Below are 18,733 nucleotides of genomic sequence, written 5' to 3'. Positions count from 1 at the left end.
TCTTTGATCGTGGAAGAAGAGTGGACTGCAGCGGCTTGCCGCAGTCCACCGATAGGATCAGTCGGCCGCCAGTTCCTTGCCCTTCGTTTCGGGCAGCGCGAAAGCTGCGACGATGACCAGCATGTATGCGATAACCGCGAAAATGGCTATCGCCTTGCCAAGCGGCATGGAAGCCGTCGCAATGCCGACCAGCGTCGGGTTTAAGGCGGCGACGCCGCGACCGAAATTATAGGTGAAGCCCTGGCCCGCCGCGCGAGTGCGGGTTGGGAAATTCTCCGTGAGAAAGGCTCCCATTCCGGCGAAGATGCCGGAAGCGAAGAAGCCTAGCGGAAAACCGAGAAACAGCATCAGCGTATTGTTGATCGGCAAGTAGGTGTAGACCACGACGGTCACCATCGCGCCGATGGCGAACAACATGAACTTTTTGCGGCGGCCGATGATGTCGGACAAATAGGCGCCCGTGACATAACCGAAGAATGAACCGACGATGATGACGGCGAGATAGCCGCCGCTGCCTATGACACTCAATTGCCGTTCTGACTTCAGAAAGCTCGGGAGCCAGGTAGCGATCGCATAATAGCCGCCTTGCGCACCGGTGGTCATCAACGACAGCAGCATGGTGCGGCCGATCATCGAGGGGGCGAAGATTTCGGTAATGCGCACAACCTCGCCAGAGGCTTTCAGGTTTTTCCGCGAGGTGATGTACACCTCGGGTTCCTGGATGAACCGGCGCACGATGATGGCGAGAATGGCCGGTGCGAGCCCAGCCCAGAACAGCCCGCGCCAAGCCTCCTCCTGCGGCATCAGGCTGAACAGGACGGTCGACAGCAAAACGGCTGCGCCCCAGCCGACGGACCAAGCACTCTGGACCATGCCGACCGCTTTGCCGCGATGCTTTGCCGCAATGACTTCGGCCATCAGCACCGCGCCGGCCGACCATTCGCCACCGAAACCAAGCCCCATCAGTGCACGGCATACGAGAAGCTGCTCGAAATTCTGTGCAAAACCGCTGAAGAAGGTGAACACGGCGAACCAGATCACGGTGATCTGCAATGTGCGCACCCGCCCGAACCGGTCGGCGAGAATGCCGGCAAACCATCCACCCAGCGCGGACGCAAGAAGCGTCACCGTGGCGATGATGCCGACATCAGTGTTGGAAATCGCCAGCGTGGCAATGATCGCCGGTATTGCGAGACTGTAAATCTGGACGTCGAAGGCATCCAGCGCGTATCCGGAAAAGCAAGCCCAAAACGTGCGCCTCCCCGGTTGCGTCAGTTCACCATACCAACCGCGCTGCTCGTGGCGCGTGGAGACTGCGAAATTGTCTGTCATGCTATTCCCCTTTTCGTTCTTGAGTCTGTCATTATCCCGCGGTTTTCCCAGTTTTTATTGGCGGGTGTCATTGCTCCATCTAGAAGGCGACGAGAGCGGCGTTCGGCTTGTCCGTCACCAGCATGCAGCCGGGCGCGTGCGTGATCGCAAATTTCAGGCGCGCAGCCTCGATGATGGCTTGCGGCGTTACCCCGCATGCCCAGAAAACGGGCAGTTCATCGGGCATGATGCGTGTTGGATCGCCGTAGTCTGGCTGCTCGATGTCCACGATCCCGATGGACGCGGGCAAGCCGATGTGGATGGGGGCGCCGTGCACCGCCGGCATTCTCGACGTGATCTGGACCGCGCGGATAGCGTCGGCTGGAACGAGCGGTCGCATGGACACGACCATCGGACCTGAAAAGGGTCCTGCCGGGACACATTCGATATTGGTCCGGTACATCGCGACATTATGCCGTTCTGCAACGTGGCGAAGCTTTATTCCGTTTGAGATCAGCGCTTCTTCAAATGAAAAGGAACAACCGATGGCGAAGGCGACCAGATCGTCGCTCCACAGATCCCTGATATTCGTTGGTTCGTCCGCCAACACTCCGTCTTTCCAGACCCGATATCTCGGCACGTCCGTTCGGACATCGAGGTCGAGACCTAGTTCCGGAATACGAGGTGATCCCTTCTCCGAGATTCCCACCACCGGACATGCTTTGGGGTTGCGCACGCAGAAGCGCAGAAAATCATCCGCAAGAGCACTCGGCAAGATTGCCAGATTAGCTTGGACATAGCCAGGCGCTGCGCCACTGGTTTCTCGTTTCCAGCTGCCATTCCTGCAGATCGCCCGGATCGCGAGCGGATCGGAAAAAGCCTGTTTCTGAAGCGTCGAAGAGATGTTCATGAAAGTACCTCGTTTCTCCGGGTACAAGCATCTTCGAAACCGTGATAATTGCAAATTGTCGTTTTTCATGAATAATGATAAATTCTGTTTATTGAAGAAGATGTAGGAATGGTGGACTTCAAGGGCCTCGAAACAGTGCTGTGGATTGCACAGCTCGAAAGCTTCCGCGCAGCCGCAGACAAGCTGAATACAACCCAGCCAGCCATTTCCGTGCGTGTGGCGCAGTTGGAGGACGAGCTCGGAACGCAGTTGTTCGATCGCTCAAACCGGGCATTGACTGTTACGCCCGCCGGGCGTCAGGTGCTGGCTTATGCAGATCGGCTCCTTCGGCTCCGGGCGGAAATGATTCACGCAGTCGCCGACCGAACCCATCTCAGCGGCACATTCAAGCTGGGTGTGGCAGAAACGGTCGTTCACACATGGCTTCCGCGGTTTCTCGAACAGGTGAGCAGCACCTATCCAAAGCTTGCGCTGGAGATCGAAGTCGACATTTCCACCCATTTGAGAGAACGATTGCTCCAGCAGAAAATCGACTTGGCCTTCCTCGTCGGACCTTTAAGCGCGCCGGCCGTCATTCAACGCCCGCTTTGTCGGTTTCCAATCAGTTTTGTCGCCAGCCCAAAAATCAAGGCGGATCTTAAAGACGGCTCACTGGAGCAAATCGCGCGTTGGCCGATCCTGACTTTTGCGCGCAACACGCAGCCCTACGTCCAGGTCACTGAGCTTTTTTCCGATCCGGCCCTGCCGACGCCGAGAATATATGCGAGTTCGTCGCTGGCGACGCTGATTCGCATGGCATTGGACAGCCTGGGAATTGCCGTCATACCGCCTTCCATTGTCACAGTTGAACTGGCGGCCAAAAGGTTGGTGGATCTCGAAATCTCTCCCAGCCTCCCGGATCTGCAGTTCGTTGCCGGCTGGCTCGGAACGCCCGACCGTCGCACCTTGGAAGAAGTTGTAGAAATCGCCTCCCGGGCGGTAGAAGGTGCCGTGGATCGGCGTGATTTTGGTGCGGGCCGCCTGGAGGACATCGGCGAACCGATTGAAGCCCAGCCGTTGTAGCCGAATCCGATCTCAACCATGCAGATCTATCACCAACAACCAGACCGACGACCGGAACGAGCAGGTGCGGGAATAGGACCGCGCAAAGGCCGAAGGGGGAGTCCGGCAAGCATTCGCTTGCTGGCCTTTGACCCCGCCCACCTGGTTTTGCGACGGCGATTTCTGACAGGACAGCCGCCGATCGAGGCCATCCGTTTCGGCTGTGCGACGGCTGCAATCGCCGTAACACGGTCGGCACAGCCCAGCCATGCCTTCACGCGCCGAGATCAGTGCCGTGCTGCGTTCCTCGTGATTGAACATCGCAAGGCAATCCGGTGGAATCGGAATTTTCGGTCACTTGGAGCTTTGTCTCAAGGCGCGGTCGCGTAAGTTGTGGAACTGCTAGAGTTGAAATCTTGCATACTATATGTATGCAGGATAAACGTCCCTTAAACTTGGCCGAGGAGAACGCAGCATGACGAACACCTCCCTGACGATTGCCGACCTGCATGGCCGTGTCGAAGCCATCTTCCTCAAGGCCGGCCTCAATGCCGTGCAGGCCGGGGCGCTTGCTCGGGTCATCGTCGCCGGTGAGCGAGACGCCTGCAAGTCGCACGGCATCTACCGCATCGAGGGCGCGCTGCGCACCGTCAAATCAGGGAAGGTGAAGCCGGACGCGGTGCCGGAACTGGACCTCAATGAAGGGTCCGCCATCGTCAAGGTCAATGCCGACGGAGGCTTTGCCAATGCGGCCTTCGAACTCGGCGTGCCGGCGCTGGCCGAACGCACACGCAAACTCGGCATTGCCGCCCTCGTCATCAATGATTGCACCCACTTCTCCGCGCTCTGGCCCGAAGTGGAGGCGGTCACCAAAGAGGGCCTTGCCGGCCTCGTCATGTGCCCGAGCTATGCGACCGTCGCGCCCGCCGGCGGCAACAAGCCGTTGCTCGGCACGAACCCCTTCGCCTTCGGTTGGCCGCGCCAGGACGCCCCGCCATATGTTTTCGACTTTGCGACCTCCGTCGCCGCCCGCGGAGAAATCGAGCTGCACCGCCGCGCCGGCAAGCAGCTTCCCGAGGGCTGGGCGATCGATGCCGACGGCAATCCGACGACCGATCCGGAAGCCGCCCTTGCCGGCGCCATGCTGCCCTTCGGCGGACACAAGGGATCGGCCATCGGCACGATGATCGAACTGCTCGCCGGCATCATGATCGGTGATCTGACCAGCCCCGAAGTGCTCGACTATCTCGGCACGACGACACTTGCCCCCTTCCACGGCGAACTCATCATCGCGATGTCACCGCAGGCCTTTGCCGCCGGCCGCCCCGGCGATCCCTTCGCCCGCGCCGAGCTGCTTTTCGAGGCGATTGTCGGCAGCGGCGCCCGCCTGCCTTCGCAGCGCCGCTTCGCCGCCCGCGAGAAATCCGAGGCGGAAGGTGTCGTACTGACGGCCGCCGAGTTGGAGCTGCTTGACCGTCTTTTCGAAAAAGGTCTCGAAGCGGTCTCGTGACGACGTCGTCCTTTTTGTCTGATGTACAAATAAAAAGGCCCTCCGCGAGGAGGGCCTTCAGCCTTTAAGTCGATGAATTATGCAGCGGCTTTGTACTGTTGCACGGCGCCCGGCAGCTTGCTCCACTCGGCGTACCAGGTGTCAAACAGCTTCAGCTGGGCTTCGACATAGCCGCGCTGGCTTTCGGACAGCGCGTCCGTCTCGTTGAAGTGCAGCGTGTATTCCTTGTCGCCCTTCAGCACCATCATGTGTTTGAAGTAGAGAACGAGGTCCGGGCCTTCGTCGAAGGAGGAGAGCACGGCAAGCGCCGATTCCAGTTCCAGCGCACGCTGGCGGGCATCAGGATCGCCGGCGGCCGCAGCCTGGGCGAGCTTGCACATGTGGATGACTTCCTTCGGCAGCACGCAGCCGATGCCGGTGATCGCGCCGACAGCACCGCAGTTGACGAAGCCGTGGAAGACGCAGGTGTCGACGCCGATCATCAGCGAGACGTCATCGTCGCGGCTGGTGATGTTTTCGGCCGCATAACGCATGTCGGCCGCGCCGCCGAATTCCTTGAAGCCGACGAGGTTCTTGTGGTCCTGGCGCAGCGCGAAGAACAGGTCGGCGCGGGTGGCAAAGCCGTAATAGGGGCTGTTGTAGATGACGGCCGGCAGGTTCGGGGCGGCCGAAAGGATCGCCTTGAAGTGGTTCTTCTGGGCAGCGACGACCGTGCCGCGCGACAGGACGCGCGGGATCACCATCAGGCCCTGGGCACCCACCTTCTGGGCATGCGCAGCATACGCAACAGCCGAAGCTGTGTTGACGGCGCCGGTGCCGACGATGACCGGAATGCCGGCTTGCACCAGGCGCTCAACGCCCTGCATGCGCTGTTCGTCCGTCAGCAGCGGCCAGTCGCCCATCGAGCCGCAATAGACGACGGCGGACATGCCCTTTTCGATCAGTTCCTTGCCCTTGCGCACCAGTGCGTCGAAGTCAGGTGTACGATCGTCCTTGCAGGGCGTCATCAAGGCAGGAATGACGCCGGAAAAAATTGTGGCCTTCATGTCGATTTCCTTCAGCGCTGGGGGAGGCTTGATCGGCAAAGGTCGCCGACCTGTTCGCGGATGGAGATAACATCCTGCGTTCTACTTGTCGACAAGAAAAATACAAAGCCTTTTATAGCGCGATGTCGAGCTTGCCGCTGCGACTGAAAAGCTCTTGCACCTGGGCGACAATCTGTTCGGCGTGGACCTTGCCCAGACGATCGGCCGCCTCGACATCCCGCGCCTCGATCGCGGCAATGATCTCTGCATGTTCGTCGACGAATTGCTGCGGAAAATGTTCGTCGTAGGACTGGTAGTAAAGGCGGAGAATGCGCCGGCCTTCATCGAGCAGCCGGCGAAAAAGCCCGGTGAAATAAGGGTTGCGCCCGGCCTCGGCGATGGCGGCGTGGAAGGCGGCGTTGGTGGCGATCATCGCCAGCGTGTCGCGCGCTTCGATTGCAGCCGCATAGTCCTCGTGGAAACGATGGATAGAGGGCAGGTCCTCGCGGCGATGGTTCTGCGCCGCCAGCCGCGTCGTGACCCGATACATCAGGACGAGGGCGTCGAAGAATGTACTGAGATTGAGAAAATCGATGTTCGACACCATAGTCGAGCGGTTCGGCAATGTTTCTATCAGCCCGTCACCGGCGAGGCGCACCAGCGCTTCGCGGATCGGTGTCCGCGACATCTTGAACCGCTCCGCCAACTGCACCTCGTCTATCGGGCTGCCGGGCGCGAGCTTCAGGTCGAGTATCTCGTCGCGCAGCAGGTCGTAGACCAGCTTCACGCCGGAGCCGCGCTTGCGTTCGGGAAAAGAGCTGGGATCGATGTCGGACATAAAAACTCCTCTTGTCGACACGACAAATACAATGAGTTTCATGCTGCATCAAATCTTCAAATCCGGTTCCGCGGGAAGATGTCAGGGATTCTCGACAAGGGCACTTTAACATCTGAGACCGGCGTTATAACATAACAAAGCGGCGTAATGCATGTTATGGAACAAAGGCGGCATGGCAGCAGGGTGGATCGGCTGCGGCGCCGTCGCTGATCGACCAATATTGATTGTGGATGGGCCGGTTTGCCAGGCCCATTTCGCTCGCGCCGCTTGGGCGCGTGCTCCATATTCTAATGTTTACGGCCAGGTGACAGCGACCGCGCGGTTATCTGGCCGAGGCCCCGCTCATCATCCTATCGCAACGCGTTCGGCATTCATGGCTTATCGTTTCGTCCACACCGCCGATCTCCATCTCGACTCTCCCCTGCGGTCGTTGGCGCTTCGCAACGCCGATCTGGCCGATCTCGTGAGTGACGCCAGCCGGCAGGCGCTGGTTGCGATCGTCGACCTGTGCCTTGAGGAACAGGTCGATGCGCTCGTCATCGCCGGCGATCTCTATGACGGCGAGCAGACGTCTATGAAGACGGCACGCTTCCTGGCAAGCCAGCTGGAACGGCTGCACCGGGCGGGAATTGTCGTCTTCAAGATCCGCGGCAATCACGATGCGATGTCGAAGATCGCCAGGGAACTGGTGATGCCCGATACGGTGAAGATCTTCGGCGGCCATGCCGAGATCGTGGAGGCCACCAAGGGTAGCCTGTCGGTTGCGATCCACGGCCTGAGCTTCGCCAAGCCGCACGCGCCTGACCCGCTTCTGCCGAAGTTCAAGCCGCCGGTGGCGGGCGCGGTCAATATCGGCATCATGCATACGAGCCTCGCCGGCTCCGCCGGCCATGACGTCTATGCGCCCTGCAACGTGCTCGACCTTCACGCCTCGGGATTCGATTACTGGGCGCTCGGCCATCTCCATCAGCGCAGCCATCATCCCGGCGCGGCGACGGTCATCATGCCGGGCATGCCGCAGGGCCGCGACATCAACGAGTCGGGCGTCAAGACCGTATCGCTGGTGACCCTCGCGGACGACCGGACGGTGACGGTCGAGGAGCGGCGCACCAGCATCGCGCAATTCGAGCGCGTTGACGTCGATCTCACGGGTGTCGATGATTGGCGTGATGCGGCCATGGCGGTCGAAGCGGCACTGACGGCACAGCGCGACCGGACGGTGTCGCCGCATCTCGTCGCCCGCCTCAGGCTTTCCGGCCGCTCGCCGCTCTCCTGGCAGCTTCGCCGCGATATCGACCTGATGCAAGCGGAAGCCGAGCAGCGCGGCGATCTGATCGGCCGGACCTGGATCGAGAAGCTGGAACTCGCGTTCGAAGCGCCGTCGACTCTGGCAGGCGAATCCGCCGCCGATCCCGTCGTGGGGCTGGCTGCGCTGATGCGAGACGAGGTCATCGCCCGCAGCGGGTTTCGCGACGATGTCAGGGAGATGGTCCGGGACCTGCTCGCCGACCTGCCGCCCGAGAGCCGGGCATTCGCCGGGCATGATGAGGCGGGCTTCGAACGCTTCATCGACGGCCTTCTCGCCGACGGCGCCGAGGACATCGCCGCCCGGATGAAGGCTGCGGACCGGGTGGAAAGCTGATGCGCCTGCGCCGCCTCGACCTTACCCGCTATGGCAAGTTCACCGACCACTCGATCGATTTCGGCGCGGCCCGTCCGAGCTCGCCCGACCTGCACATCGTCTACGGCCTGAACGAAGCGGGCAAATCGACCACCTTTGCCGCCTACCTCGATCTGCTCTACGGCATAGGGGAGCGCAGCACCTATAATTTCCTGCATCCCTACAACACGATGAAGGTTGGCGCGCGGCTGGAATTCGATGGCACGGAATACGAGCTGGCGCGGCTCAAGCTCCGGACCGGCAGTCTCGTCGACGATCGGGGGCAGGCTGTGAACGAGGCGCTTCTCGCCGGCGTGCTCGGCGGCATCGGTCGCGAGGCCTATCGCACCATGTTCTCACTCGACGACCAGTCGCTCAAGGAAGGCGGAAACGCCATCATACAAAGCAAGGGCGAACTCGGCGAGTTGCTATTCTCGGCAAGTTCGGGCCTCGCCGGCCTCAGCCGTTCGCTGGTGACGGCCGCCGACGAAGCCAATGTGATCTACAAGAAGCGGTCGTCGAGCACGAAGCTCGCGGAACTCAAACGCTCGCTCGAGGCGCTGAAGGTCGAGCGCAATGCCATCGACACACTTGTCTCCACTTATTCGGCCCTGAAATCGACCTACGAGCAGGCTGACGTCGCCTATACCGCGACCGCGCGGGAACTGGCCGGGGCCAAGGCCCGGCATCAGGAGCTGGCGCGCCTTCTCGGCGCCCTGCCCGCGGCGCTGGAGCTCCGGCGGCTGGACGCGGATGTAGCCGGCATGGGCGATCTGCCGCGGCCGCCATCCGAATGGTTCACGCTGCTGCCGCAGCTTTCCCGCGATGAGACGCGGCTGCAGGCGCTTCTCGAAACTGCCGACCGCACGCTGCGCCAGCTTACGGACGAGATCGAGGCGATCGCGATCGACGACAAGGCGCTGACGGTCGCCGCGCATAGGGACATGCTGGATCAGGGCCGGGCGCGCTATCTCGCGGCCGAAAGCGACCTGCCGAAACGCCGGCTGGCGCTCGCCGAACAGGAAGCTGTGCTGGTGCGGCTTCTGGCCGATCTCGAACAGCCGGGCCATGCGATGCCCGAGGCGCTGCTGCTGCCCGCCTCGCTGATCGGCATCATCCGCGATCTCATCGAACGACGCTCCGGCGTTGAGACGAAGCTGGCCGCCGCGAGCCGCGAACTGGTGCGAGCGCGGGAGAATCTCGAAAGGCTGGGCAAGGAAGACGGCTCGCAAAACGGAGCTGCGGTTCTCGATCCCGCGCGGCTTGGGCGCATCGAGGCGGCGCTGAGCCGGCTGAGCGGGTCCGATCTCGCGGTGCGGCTCACCATGGAAGAACGGGCCCTTGTCCAGGCGCGACGAATACAGGCGAACCAGTTCGCACAGCTCGTACCCTGGACCGGCGACGCCGTGGCCCTGCAATTGACAAGCGCGGCGGAGCCTCGACAGATCGAGGCCTGGCGCGGTCAGGTGACTGCTATCGACAGGCGCATTGAGGATCACGAGGCGCGGCTCCGCGATCTCGGCACTGAACAGGCGCTGACCGGAGCCCGGATCGCAACCTTCGTCGCCGGTGGTTCGATAGACGACGCCGAGGCCGTGAGGCTGCGCGATGAACGCGATGCCGCCTGGCAGGTGCATCTCGCCAGTCTGGATGCCGCCACGGCCCGGGCATTCGAGGATCGGATGCGGCAGGACGACATGGTATCCGCCGGCCGGCTGTCGCGGGCACAAGAACTGGCGGAACTGCGCCAGCTCCGCCAGACGGAAGCGGCAACGGCAGCAGCGATCGAGCGGCAACGGGAACTGCTCGCCGAGGCGCGCGCCGAACATGATGCGCTTGCCGAACGCATCCGTGGTCTGCTGCCCGGCGCCATCGAATATGATGCTGAAGCTTCAGCGCGTATTGCGACACTTGAGACCTGGAGCACCAAGCGGGCCGCAGCGCTGGCCGCCTGGGGCGATCTGCAGCGGGCCGAAGAGACGGTGGACGCGCTTCGCGGCGAACTGGACGGGCATGTCGCGACGCTTGCGGCCAGTCTTGCGGATGCCGGTCTTGGTGACGCAAACCATCTGCCGGTCACCGAGCTGATGCAGGCTGCAAATGATATGCTTGCCGCCGGCAAAGCCGAGCGGGCGGCGCGGCAGGCGCATGCGAAGGCCATCGGCGATCTCAGCCACGATCTCAGGGAACGCGAGCGCGACCGGCAGGAGGCGGAAGACACCATGGCTGCCTGGAACCGGGAATGGGCGGAGGCGCTGTCGCGCAGCTGGTTTGCCGACAAGGCCGGCTCGATGGCAGCCGTCCGCGCCATGCTGAATGCGCTCGGCACACTGCCTGCCATCCTCAAGGAACGGGATGACCTCGCAAGCCGCGTTGCCGCTATGGAACGCGACCGGGCGCAATTCCGCGGGGATATTGCCGGTCTTCTCGCAGACTGCGGCCTCAGCCCGTTGGCAGCCGATACGCTCGCCTCCGCCAATGCACTTGTGGAACGCCATGAGGCCGCCCGGCATGCGGCTCAGCTTCGGGCAGACCGGCAGGCGGATCTCGAAAAACATCTGGAGAAACAGCGGGCGCTGGAGGAAGAACTGGCCGTTCACAATGCCCGCAGGAACGAATTGACCAGTTATTTCGGCACGGACTCGCTTGCCTCAGTCGATGCATTCCTGAGCCAGGCCCGGGATCGGGACCGGCTGGAGGCGCGGGCCGCCACCTTGCGCGACCAGATCACTGAAGCATTGCGCGCGACGAGTTTTGCCGAGGCCGAACGGCGCCTTGCCCATGTCGACGCCGATGCCGTCGAGCGCGATGCAATGGAGCTCGACGCCCGGATCGAGGATCTCACCGAGCGGGCGAAGCTTCTTTATTCCGATGTGTCGCTGGCGCGGCAGAAGCTCGAGGCCGTCGGCGGGGACGACGCGGTGGCACGCATCGAGGCCAAGCGCCGAACCATCTTCCTCGAGATCGAGGAACTGGCCGTACGGCATCTGACGCTTCGTGCCGGCACGCTTGCGGCCGAGCAGGCGCTGCATATCTATCGCGAAAAACATCGCAGCTCGATGATGAACCGCGCATCGGAAGCCTTCCGCCTGATCACCGGCGGCAATTATTCCGGCCTGACGACTCAGCCCGACCGGGACAGGGAAATACTGATCGGCGTGTCACGCGATGGTGGCTCGAAGCTTGCGGACGCGATGTCGACGGGCACGCAGTTCCAGCTCTATCTCGCGCTTCGGCTGGCAGGTTATGAGGAATTCGCAGCGCTTCGCAGGCCCGTGCCCTTCGTCGCCGACGACATTATGGAGAGCTTCGACAATCCTCGCTCCGAAGAGGTTTTCCGCCTGCTCGGCGACATGGCAAAGGTCGGACAGGTCATCTACCTCACGCATCACTGGCATCTCTGCGAGATCGCACGGGACGTCGTTCCGAACGTGACTATCCACCAACTGCCATGATTGGCCGCATCTCACCGAGATTGGCATGCATGGGCCCGAACTCGACCAAATCGCGCACGATCGTGCACTGATCGTGGGCCCGGCGCTGCTGCCGCTTGCGATTTTCGCACGGAGGCCAAGCCATGTTTAGACGACAGCTTGTCAGGGCGGCCCGTAATTTCGGCGCACGCTATGATTACGAGGCCTGCTCCCGACAGCCGATCTGTCCGGCGAAATGGGGCCACTCCATATTGACAGAATCAGAGCAATAACACATCGAAGGGAGGGTGGGTTGGGTCCCTTGGTCGATAGGGAAAGACAACAAAATCTGGCAGGCCAATCATGGACGGGGCAATGGACAGTCTAAAAACGCTGATGACGGATCCTGCAATACGGGCACGTATCGACAATGAATGGGATCAGCTGGGGACAGATTTTGCCGCAGCTTATGCTGCGATGCCAGTCAAATACATGTCGCGCACAGAATTGTCCTTTCATTCTTACGTCAAGCTTTTGGGATTTCTCAGTATCGACGTGGCCTCGATCGAGGGAGACATCGTCGAGATCGGCGTCTGGAAAGGCAAGTCTCTCGCCTTCATGCAAAGGCTTTCGTCACCGTCAACAAAACTCGTTGGAATCGATCCATTCGAATTGCCAGGGCAGCTTCAAGAAGTCGATTATTTTCGCAACGCTCTCTATAGAACCAGCATTTTGGTAAGAGGCTACTCGCAGAATGCCATCGAGCGCACGCTTCAGGCTTCCAAACAGTTCAAGATTTTGCATATCGATGGCGGCCATGCGAGCGAGAACGTATGGGCAGATTTCCTTCTTTATGAGCGATTTGTTGTACCTGGCGGGTATGTCGTCTTCGACGACTACGGCGATTTTGCCCATTCCCCGGAAGTAGGACCCGCCGTAGATAGGATAAATGCAGCGGGCTTGTTCGAAGGTTATGATGTTTTGGGTCAATTGCCGGAGTACGAGAGCAGCTATGTCCTGCGAAAGCGAAAGGGCGCGTGAAGTTTCCCGCTTCTCGAACGCTGGCGAGCATTCTGTCTTTACCCTCGGCCAGCTTTCGTGAGTTGCCTTAGCAAGGGACGGTTAGCCTTTCGGACGCACGCAGGACGCTCCTAACACTTTGAATCTACACATCCGCCCGAAAATCGATTCCGATTTTCGGGCGGATGTGTTAGTAGGTGCGACCATTCCACCGTGGTCATCTGCCGGGTGCCGTCCGGGTCATGAAAGCTATCGAGCTGATAGCGGCGGGGTTCCGATGTTGGTCGCTCGCCAGGCGCTTTTGCCGCGCAAGTTGGGCGGGTTTCTGCGCAAGGCTGCGGCAGGGTTGGCTTGTTAAGTCCCAGTACGCCTTAATTTCGCGAGTCAGATCGATGGACATTGTGTTTCCGGGATCGCGCGCCCGAATATGCTTTAGCTGTCCGACAAAGAGCAGGAGTAAGAACATTGGGATTCATGTTGAACGGTGAGGCGCTGAAGGATTATCAGCCAAATCGATATCCTTTCCTGATGATCGACTGCGTTACCGACGTCGAGCCAGGTAAACATGCAAAGGGCTACAAGAACCTCTCCAACAACGAGTGGTATTTTCCCATTCACTTTCCCGGTCGTCCGAACATGCCCGGCGCGCTGCAGCTGGAGGCGATGGCGCAGATGCTCACGGTCGCGATCACCACGCAGGAAGGGTTGAAGGGAATGATCACTCATGCGCTTCAGCATACGGTGCGCTTTCGCAAGGAAGTTCTGCCGGGAGAGTGCCTGCAGATCGAGGCTTATGTGGACAGCTGGCGACGCGGCATATGTAAGGGTCACGCGGCGGGTTATACCAACGGCACTGTCGCCTGCGAGGCCGATATGTTGATTACGATACCGGAAATCCTAGAACAGTTTCTTCCGAAGTAATGGACCGTTTCCACTTCATCATTGTCGGAGCCGGGGCAGCGGGAGCGGCAGCGGCCTGGCGGTTGACGTCGAAGGGATATCGGGTGTTGTGCCTTGATCGCGGCCCGCGAATGGAGGCCTCCAGCTACCCATCCACGGGCCCGGACTGGGAGATCCGAAAGAAGGCGGAGTTTAATCCAGCAATTGCAGAACGGCAAAACCGTTTCGATTACCCGGTTGATGACGCAGATTCCCCGATTGCCGTATGCAACTTCAACGCCGTTGGTGGTTCAACGGTGTTGTATTCCGGTCATTTTCCACGGTTTCTTGAGCCGGATTTCGCGTTGAAGACCAATGAAGGCCTAGGGGAGGACTGGCCGCTAAGCTATGCCGAACTGATGCCGTATTTCGCATTGAACGAACGGCAGATAGGCATGTCCGGTCTCGTCGGCGATCCCTATTATCCGGACATCGAGGAGGCGCTTCCTCCTGTGCCGCTGGGCGTGGCGGGTGCCCGGCTCGCTCGGGCATTCAATGAAAAAGGCTGGCACTGGTGGCCAAGCTTTGCCGCAATCGCCACGCGGGATAAAGGCGGGCGCAGCGCCTGTCTCAATCTTGGCCCTTGCAACACGGGGTGCCCGCAAGGGGCCAAGGCGAGTGCCGACAATACCTATCTCACGGATGCCTTGAGGCAAGGACTAACGGTTGTTCCCGAATTCGCTGTGTCGCGCGTCCTTGTCAAGGATGGTGTGGCTTACGGCGTCGAGGGTTTTGATGCGAGCGGCGAGCGCCATGCGTTTTTCGCTGACAACGTCATCCTTGCTTCGAGTGCTGTCGGTACGCCGCGCATTCTCCTCAATTCGAGGAATGCCGAGCGCCCGACAGGGATTGGCAATATGATGGGTCTCGTTGGCCGCAATCTGATGATCCATCCGCTTGGTTACGTGGAAGGCATCTTTGCCGAGCGGATGGACACGGACGCCGGCCCGCAGGGGTGCATGCTTTACAGCCTGCAGTTTTACCGTTCGCAAGACACGGGATACAAGCTTGGTTATATGATGCACGCGTTGCGGGGCACCGGGCCTGTCGAGACGGCGATGTCTGCGCTCGGCAAACGCAAGCTGCGTTTCGGGAGCGATATCTATGGCGATTTCGATGCGCTCTATGGCAAGCAGCTCGTTGTGGCGATCATCTGCGAAGATCTGCCGGAAGTGGAGAACAGAATCGAGCTGGACGAAACACGACAGGATCGTTTCGGAGATCCGGGTATCAAGGTTTACTACAAGCTGCACGAAAATACGAAAAAGATGATGGTGCGCGGCATGACCCGCGGGCGCGAACTCATGGCGGCGGCGGGAGCCGTGAGAAGCTCGGCCTATGGCCCGGTCCGCAACACCGGCTGGCATTTGCTCGGAACCGCGCGGATGGGCGACGATCCGCGGCACTCCGTCGTCGATCCATCGGGAAAAGTTCACGATACCGACAACCTCTACGTCATCGACTCCAGCGTCTTCGTTACCGGTTCCTGCGTTAATCCTGCCAATACCATCCAGGCAGTCGCCCTTCTCCTTTCGGATCGCATCGATGAACGTGTCAGACAGACCATCCTATAAACTGCTGGCAAGAATGTTTCCCGGTGAGCGCGAAAGATCGGTCCCGGCATTCGATGCAATTGCGGCCGTGCGCCTGGGAGAACGGTTTGCGGGTCTCGACGAGATTGATGCCTTGATTCTGAAGGAGACGGAGGTTGCATGGCCTGAGGACGTCAATGTCCTGCTCAAGGCGCTGCGTAGTGGTGCACCGGATTTGGTCGACCATTTCATAGAGCAATCGGTGGTCGTCTATTTTTCGACGCCGGCCGTCACGAGGGCGCTCACCGGCAAACCGGTTCCGCTTTTCCCGAACCGGACCGTAATGGACGATATCGACTATGATCTCCTGGAACCGGTGATCGCCAATTGCGGAGGGCTTGCAGATGCCGAACGATCCTGAACGCGTTGCGGTCGTAACAGGCGGCAGCAGAGGTATAGGTCTCGCCGTTGTTCGGAAACTGGTCGGGGACGGGTTCTCAGTCGCCGCCTGCAGTCGCCATCCGTCTCCCGCGCTTCCGACCGGGAATGAAGGCAATGTCCGCTTCTTCCAGCTCGATCTTGCCGACCCGGATTCGGTGAAGGAATGTGCACAGGCAATTCACCGGCAATACCAGCGCATCGATGCGCTGGTGAATTGCGCCGGTGTCGCTGCCGGCGGACTGTTTTCGATGGCTCGGATCCAGGATTTGAAACGGGTATTCGACGTCAATTACTTCAACCAGATTCTGTTTTCTCAATATGTGGCGAAGAGAATGGTGCGGGCGAAGGCGGGCTCCATCGTCAATATCGCATCGACCGCCGGACTGCTTTCAGACGCGGGAACGCTCGCTTATGGTGGCAGCAAAGCTGCGCTGATCCACGCCACAAAGGTGATGGCGACCGAGCTGGGGCCATTCGGAATTCGCGTCAATGCCATTGCGCCCGCGGTGGTCGAGACCGACATGGCTGTCCAGATGGATGAAAAAGCAAGAACAGCGTTGGATGAGCGTTCGTCATTGCAGGGAGTGGTCGTAGTGGCCGACGTGGCTGAACTTGTCGCCTATCTGGTGTCCGACGCGTCATCGAAGATGACCGGACAGATCCTCCGGCTGGACAGAGGGCTGCATTGAGCTGAACCGCTCAGTTCTTGGAACTCGCCGAGGCCGGTGCGGATGTTACTGGGTTCTCGCGCGCCCTTCAACTATTTCGACACGTCGGGATAGAAGCGACAGAACATCCTTGCCGTCCCAGAAGGGGTTGATATCGAGCGCCTTGCCGATAGGGACGATACGGTCGATTGCGTGATTGGCAGAACCCGACCGGAGAGCGAGGAAGAGCGTCTGCGGTTGCAGTCCGAAATAGGTCAGGGTCTGTTCCTGCGGACGAAGAAACGCTGCGATATCGCAAGGCGCCCGGACTTCAATTTCTGCAAACTGGCCGAAGCGCAGCCGTGTTTCCTTCGGCAGGGGTTGGCCGATACACCAGATATCAGGCGAATAGCGGCTGAGAGCCAGGGTTCCCCCGGTCGTGCGTATTGCATCCATCAGGTCGAGAAACTTGTCCAGTCGTGCGACCGTATCCAAATGGAAATCCTGGCGGTGGAGCTCTTCGTCGAGATGATGCCAGAAATCGACCTTGGCTTTTGCGATCGTCGCCGGCTCGCCGAGCCAGAAGATCAGACTTGGCGAGGAGCAGGCATTCTGGTCGACCAGATAGGTGTCGTTGAAGAAATCTCGCGCCAGTTTCGTCTTCTCTTCCGCCTCAAGCGCGCGATAGGCGCTGGCGTCGATCGCGGCCGATGATGTCCGGTCCGGAAAATAAAGCTCGACGGATCTAGGCTTCTTCGGCAGCGAGCGGAATTCGGCGACGGTCGCGTCGCCTCCCCAAACTGTCAGGCCATCAACCGCGGCGACGATCTCCTTGAGCCTGGCACTTCCCCGCATCGTCTGGATGAATACATTGCCAACTGCGATCGATCGGAATGTTTCCGACGCTGCAGCGCCGTCGAATGCCCGCAGGAAGATATCGGTCTGTGGAAACGCCTTGCTCGGCATGCGCACGATGTTCGAATTGCCCGACAGCATGCCGAAGACCAACGAGAAGGCGAAATTGACGGGAATATTGGATGGCGCGATATGGGCCACAGTACCCCATCCACTGCGATATCCTGCATCTCGATATTGCTGCGAGAGTGTCCCCAGATTCGCCTTGCGGCAGAAATAGGCGAAGGTAACGAGGTCCGGATAGTGTCGGGCATCGTTGTCCTTCATCAGACGGCGGGAAAGCTCATGCAGAAAATCGACAACCAGCTCATCGAAGAAAGCGTGGCGTGACGAAAGATCGAATTGCTTCAGCCAGTCGCCCGCTTCGAACCTGTCGTCACGAATTATAGGCATCGCTGCATCCTCGAATTTCCGCCTTCTGTAGCCGGCCGTTGATTTTGACAATCGTGTTTCGATTGCCACAGGAACAGGATGCGCCGTCGAGCGTGAAGCCGACATCCTCGGTCAGCAACGAGTGACCCGGATAGCTCTTTTGAATGGAGGAGAAGACCTGGATCAGCCCTTCCCGGCCGTGCGGGAGCGCATCGAGCGACGAAGTATCCCGAATGAGAGCGTCCGAGCCGGGTGCGGCATGCATATTGCCGTGTTCGCACTCCATGAAGATCGTACCCGTTTGCTCGACCATGCCGTAATAATTCCGTATGTCGGTACAGCCGGTCCATTCGCGGACCTCGTCCTTGAACATCGCATCCGAGATCTTCTGGTCGGCGAGTTTCTTCCATCCGCCGCCGTGCAGCAGGAAACTGTTTGACAGATCGAGCCGCACATTCTGGCGGCGCAGCATCTGAACAAAGTTCAGCCAGACGATAGAGGTGAAACCGAAGATGAAGATGCGGTTGTCGCGATTGCTTTCGACGAAGGCCTGCACGCGATCGATGTCGACGGAAAGTTCGTCGTCGAGCGCGAAATCGCGTCCTCTTGAGAACATGCTGAAACCATTGATCGCTGCCGTGCGCGCGGAAAATTTCTGACGATCGGCAACAGTGTTCTCCGCATCGATGACAAGCATCGGAAAGCGGCTTTTCGAGAAGGCGATCGAGAAAACCTCGACGAGCTTGCGCGATTGCGCGTGTGAGGTTTCCTTGTCGAGATAGATCCTGGAGACCTGTCCAGTCGTGCCGGAGGAGGTCATGATTTTGACGACCTCACTATCGGGGACGCTTTTCAGGATGAAATTCTTGAAGGCACGGACTGGCAGATAGGGCGTTTCGGCGAGCGAAGTCGCCGCGCGGTCGCCGAACATCGTGGACACATAATGGCTGTAAAGATCGCAATACGCCTTGTGGTGCTCAGTCAACGAATTGATTTCGTTCAGGAACACAACAGGATTGTTGGCGCGTTGGTCGTCCATAGTCATCGCGTTTCAGCCTCTTCGTCCCATGCTGCCGTGGCCATGCCACAAGGCGGAAACCGGGCCTCGATTGTCTCCGCAGACTAGATGGTTTAGCTTTCTCGTGGCTTGCGCGCGGGG

The 18,733-nt window shown here is 60.0% G+C and carries 15 protein-coding genes and 1 pseudogene; 10 read left to right on the top strand and 6 right to left on the bottom strand.

Features of this window, described 5'->3' with window-relative positions:
- Positions 1-57: 57 nt before the first annotated feature.
- On the bottom strand, positions 58-1,332 hold the full coding sequence (locus FHX14_RS26035) for an MFS transporter (protein WP_184379666.1): 1,275 nt from the start codon (positions 1,330-1,332) through the stop codon (positions 58-60).
- Between the two features lie 79 nt (positions 1,333-1,411).
- Positions 1,412-2,221: a putative hydro-lyase gene (locus FHX14_RS26030; RefSeq protein ID WP_184379664.1), complete on the bottom strand. Its 810-nt coding sequence runs from the start codon at positions 2,219-2,221 to the stop codon at positions 1,412-1,414.
- Between the two features lie 108 nt (positions 2,222-2,329).
- Between FHX14_RS26030 and FHX14_RS26025 the strand changes: the two genes are divergently transcribed.
- The 3 genes and pseudogenes from FHX14_RS26025 (at position 2,330) to FHX14_RS26020 (ending at position 4,772) form a co-directional block, all read left to right on the top strand.
- Positions 2,330-3,283, top strand: coding sequence for a LysR family transcriptional regulator (locus FHX14_RS26025; protein WP_246713453.1), 954 nt, complete (start codon positions 2,330-2,332; stop codon positions 3,281-3,283).
- A 143-nt stretch (positions 3,284-3,426) separates the two neighbouring features.
- Positions 3,427-3,575 (top strand): annotated as a pseudogene (locus tag FHX14_RS33145) (ribokinase); the annotation flags it as partial.
- 162 nt (positions 3,576-3,737) lie between these two features.
- Complete coding sequence (locus tag FHX14_RS26020) at positions 3,738-4,772, top strand: Ldh family oxidoreductase (protein WP_184379662.1); 1,035 nt, start codon at positions 3,738-3,740, stop codon at positions 4,770-4,772.
- Between the two features lie 77 nt (positions 4,773-4,849).
- Here FHX14_RS26020 and FHX14_RS26015 read toward each other — a convergent pair whose 3' ends face one another.
- A complete protein-coding gene (locus FHX14_RS26015; RefSeq protein ID WP_184379660.1) occupies positions 4,850-5,818 on the bottom strand; it encodes a dihydrodipicolinate synthase family protein in 969 nt (322 codons plus the stop codon).
- Positions 5,819-5,930: 112 nt separating this feature from the next.
- A complete protein-coding gene (locus tag FHX14_RS26010; protein ID WP_184379658.1) occupies positions 5,931-6,635 on the bottom strand; it encodes a GntR family transcriptional regulator in 705 nt (234 codons plus the stop codon).
- 373 nt (positions 6,636-7,008) lie between these two features.
- On the opposite strand from FHX14_RS26010, the gene FHX14_RS26005 reads away from it, so the two are divergent.
- From FHX14_RS26005 to FHX14_RS25975, 7 genes are all read left to right on the top strand, one after another.
- Positions 7,009-8,277 (top strand): DNA repair exonuclease, encoded by a 1,269-nt coding sequence (locus tag FHX14_RS26005; protein ID WP_184379656.1) that lies wholly within the window; start codon positions 7,009-7,011, stop codon positions 8,275-8,277.
- Positions 8,277-11,750, top strand: a complete 3,474-nt coding sequence (locus tag FHX14_RS26000; protein ID WP_184379654.1) for an AAA family ATPase — start codon at positions 8,277-8,279, stop codon at positions 11,748-11,750. Before FHX14_RS26005 ends, FHX14_RS26000 begins: the two co-directional genes overlap by 1 nt.
- Before the next feature lie 333 nt (positions 11,751-12,083).
- A complete protein-coding gene (locus FHX14_RS25995; protein ID WP_246713452.1) occupies positions 12,084-12,749 on the top strand; it encodes a class I SAM-dependent methyltransferase in 666 nt (221 codons plus the stop codon).
- A gap of 453 nt (positions 12,750-13,202) precedes the next feature.
- The gene (gene fabZ, locus FHX14_RS25990; protein WP_172643335.1) at positions 13,203-13,649 is read left to right on the top strand and encodes a 3-hydroxyacyl-ACP dehydratase FabZ; all 447 of its coding nucleotides are present in this window, start codon (positions 13,203-13,205) and stop codon (positions 13,647-13,649) included.
- Positions 13,649-15,241: a GMC family oxidoreductase gene (locus FHX14_RS25985; RefSeq protein ID WP_184379650.1), complete on the top strand. Its 1,593-nt coding sequence runs from the start codon at positions 13,649-13,651 to the stop codon at positions 15,239-15,241. The genes fabZ and FHX14_RS25985 overlap by 1 nt, the downstream gene beginning before the upstream one ends.
- Entirely contained in the window at positions 15,213-15,620 is a 408-nt protein-coding gene (locus FHX14_RS25980) for a hypothetical protein (protein WP_246713451.1), read from the top strand. Before FHX14_RS25985 ends, FHX14_RS25980 begins: the two co-directional genes overlap by 29 nt.
- Positions 15,604-16,329, top strand: a complete 726-nt coding sequence (locus FHX14_RS25975; RefSeq protein WP_003595569.1) for an SDR family oxidoreductase — start codon at positions 15,604-15,606, stop codon at positions 16,327-16,329. The genes FHX14_RS25980 and FHX14_RS25975 overlap by 17 nt, the downstream gene beginning before the upstream one ends.
- A 45-nt stretch (positions 16,330-16,374) precedes the next feature.
- Here FHX14_RS25975 and FHX14_RS25970 read toward each other — a convergent pair whose 3' ends face one another.
- Positions 16,375-17,595: an acyl-CoA reductase gene (locus FHX14_RS25970; protein WP_246713450.1), complete on the bottom strand. Its 1,221-nt coding sequence runs from the start codon at positions 17,593-17,595 to the stop codon at positions 16,375-16,377.
- Entirely contained in the window at positions 17,579-18,619 is a 1,041-nt protein-coding gene (locus tag FHX14_RS25965; protein WP_003595574.1) for a long-chain-fatty-acid--CoA ligase, read from the bottom strand. Before FHX14_RS25965 ends, FHX14_RS25970 begins: the two co-directional genes overlap by 17 nt.
- Positions 18,620-18,733: the final 114 nt, after the last annotated feature.

It is taken from the genome of Rhizobium sp. BK619, from assembly GCF_014195245.1.
In the GTDB taxonomy this organism is placed as follows: Bacteria; Pseudomonadota; Alphaproteobacteria; order Rhizobiales; family Rhizobiaceae; genus Rhizobium; species Rhizobium acidisoli.
This window is presented reverse-complemented; position numbering and strand designations above follow the sequence as displayed.

Bases quoted from the DNA above. Each gene is read 5' to 3' on its own strand.
- FHX14_RS25975 (WP_003595569.1), top strand. From the start codon at position 15,604: ATGCCGAACGATCCTGAACGCGTTGCGGTCGTAACAGGCGGCAGCAGA.
- FHX14_RS25985 (WP_184379650.1), top strand. From the start codon at position 13,649: ATGGACCGTTTCCACTTCATCATTGTCGGAGCCGGGGCAGCGGGAGCG.
- FHX14_RS25980 (WP_246713451.1), top strand. From the start codon at position 15,213: ATGAACGTGTCAGACAGACCATCCTATAAACTGCTGGCAAGAATGTTT.
- FHX14_RS26035 (WP_184379666.1), bottom strand. From the start codon at position 1,332: ATGACAGACAATTTCGCAGTCTCCACGCGCCACGAGCAGCGCGGTTGG.
- FHX14_RS25965 (WP_003595574.1), bottom strand. From the start codon at position 18,619: ATGACTATGGACGACCAACGCGCCAACAATCCTGTTGTGTTCCTGAAC.
- FHX14_RS25970 (WP_246713450.1), bottom strand. From the start codon at position 17,595: ATGCCTATAATTCGTGACGACAGGTTCGAAGCGGGCGACTGGCTGAAG.
- FHX14_RS26005 (WP_184379656.1), top strand. From the start codon at position 7,009: ATGGCTTATCGTTTCGTCCACACCGCCGATCTCCATCTCGACTCTCCC.
- FHX14_RS26030 (WP_184379664.1), bottom strand. From the start codon at position 2,221: ATGAACATCTCTTCGACGCTTCAGAAACAGGCTTTTTCCGATCCGCTC.
- FHX14_RS26025 (WP_246713453.1), top strand. From the start codon at position 2,330: ATGGTGGACTTCAAGGGCCTCGAAACAGTGCTGTGGATTGCACAGCTC.
- FHX14_RS26020 (WP_184379662.1), top strand. From the start codon at position 3,738: ATGACGAACACCTCCCTGACGATTGCCGACCTGCATGGCCGTGTCGAA.
- FHX14_RS26000 (WP_184379654.1), top strand. From the start codon at position 8,277: ATGCGCCTGCGCCGCCTCGACCTTACCCGCTATGGCAAGTTCACCGAC.
- FHX14_RS25995 (WP_246713452.1), top strand. From the start codon at position 12,084: ATGGACAGTCTAAAAACGCTGATGACGGATCCTGCAATACGGGCACGT.
- fabZ (WP_172643335.1), top strand. From the start codon at position 13,203: ATGTTGAACGGTGAGGCGCTGAAGGATTATCAGCCAAATCGATATCCT.
- FHX14_RS26010 (WP_184379658.1), bottom strand. From the start codon at position 6,635: ATGTCCGACATCGATCCCAGCTCTTTTCCCGAACGCAAGCGCGGCTCC.
- FHX14_RS26015 (WP_184379660.1), bottom strand. From the start codon at position 5,818: ATGAAGGCCACAATTTTTTCCGGCGTCATTCCTGCCTTGATGACGCCC.